Source organism: Steroidobacter sp. (assembly GCF_016790065.1).
GTDB lineage: Bacteria > Pseudomonadota > Gammaproteobacteria > Steroidobacterales > Steroidobacteraceae > Steroidobacter.
Map to the genome: position 1 here is coordinate 1 of NZ_JAEUPY010000242.1, position 1,621 is coordinate 1,621.

General features: G+C 60.1%; 2 protein-coding genes. Both read left to right on the forward strand.

Going from position 1 to position 1,621, the window contains the following annotated elements; all coding sequences use genetic code 11:
- Positions 1 to 126 precede the first annotated feature (126 nt).
- Positions 127 to 912, forward strand: coding sequence for an amidohydrolase family protein (locus tag JNL55_RS10455; RefSeq protein ID WP_293852753.1), 786 nt, complete (start codon positions 127 to 129; stop codon positions 910 to 912).
- The coding region (locus tag JNL55_RS10460) for a CocE/NonD family hydrolase (protein WP_293852755.1) at positions 909 to 1,621 on the forward strand (713 nt) is incomplete at its 3' end. The genes JNL55_RS10455 and JNL55_RS10460, both read left to right, overlap by 4 nt.

Below are 1,621 nucleotides of genomic sequence, written 5' to 3' on the forward strand. Positions count from 1 at the left end.
GGTAAGGTCGTGCCGCTCAGTCGCGAGGTTCATGAAGCAGCAATCGCTGAGGCAAAGAAGCTAGGACTAGGCGTCGCTGTCCATCAGGGGGAGACCCAGCCGCTGAATGCTCTCGATCACGCTCGCTTGGGCGTCGATAGCCTCGAGCACGATGTTGGTTTCCCACAGACGCTGATGCAGGCCGATCAATCGTCTGAAAAAGCAAGCTGGTTCAACTGCGCGCCACCTGGTTCGCCGCGTTGGCGTGAAGTGATTACACGTCTAGTCAACAGTCACGTCGTCTCGGTTCCCACGTTCGCCATTCTCGAAGCTCATCGCGATTTCATGAGAGTGAGCCGCGGCGAATGGCTCGATGAGTACGTCATGCCGGAACTGCTGCTCGCTTTCCAGCCGAATGCCAAGGCACACGGATCGAGCAACCTCAACGCAACTACCACCAGCGAAGTGCTCTACAAGAACCGCATTCGTTTGGCGATGCAGTTCGTGAACGACTTCAAGAGCGCAGGCGGGCGAGTGGCCGTGGGTTCGGATGCTGGGTTCATCTATCAGCTCTACGGGTTCGGGTTCGTCCGCGAATTAGAGATGTTGCAGGAAGCAGGATTTACGCCGCTGGAGGTGGTTACGGCGGCTACACGCAATGGTGCGAAACTAGTAAAGCTCGGCGACGAGACAGGCACTGTCGAGGCGGGGAAGAAGGCGGACCTGGTGCTGATCGCCGAGAACCCGCTCGATAACTTCAAGGTGCTCTATGGCACCGGCTATGAGCACTACGACGCGCAGCTCGGAGAAGTGCAGCACCGGGGGCGCGTGCGCTACACGATCCGCGACGGAATCGTCTGGGATGCCGGTGCATTGCTCGCCGATGTGCGAAGCCAGGTTGCCGAAGCAAAACGCAGAGGACAGCGACCATGAATACGGACGCCCAAGGAATCATCGGAGCGGCTATGTCCTTGTTTGCCGCAATGACCTGGGCTGGCGACCTGCCGCCGGACAAGTACAAGGAATGGACGACCCAACAGGAAATTTACGTGCCGATGCGCGATGGCGTGCGGCTCTCGACCGACGTCGCGCTCCCCAAAGGAGCGACGGGCCGGCTGCCGACCATTCTGATCCGCACCCCCTACGATCGCGACAGGCTCGACGCGCTCATGCGCTACGACATGTATCTCAAACAAGGGTACGCCGTCGTACTCCAGAACGAGCGCGGCCGGTTCTTCTCGGAAGGTGACTATAGCAATTACCTGCAGGGGGCGAGCAAGGATGGCTACGACACCATCGATTGGATCGCCAAGCAGCCGTGGTCCAACGGCAAGGTGGGTACGTTCGGCTGTTCCTCACCCGGTGAACAGCAGTGGCCGATGGCGGCGGCGAATCATCCTGCGCATGCGGCCATGATTCCGTATGCATCGGGCACCGCAGTGGGCAGCATCCCAGGCAATGAGACGCGCGGCGCATTCTATCGCGGCGGTGTTCCCTGGATCGGCATGTGGGCCTGGTGGTACTCGCAACTTGCCGCTAGCGAGCGACTGTTGTTGCCGGCGGATTCGACGCCGGAGCAACGCGTCCGATTACGCAACACCTATTCGCTTACGTCGACGAACTTCTCGATGACGCCGTCGCC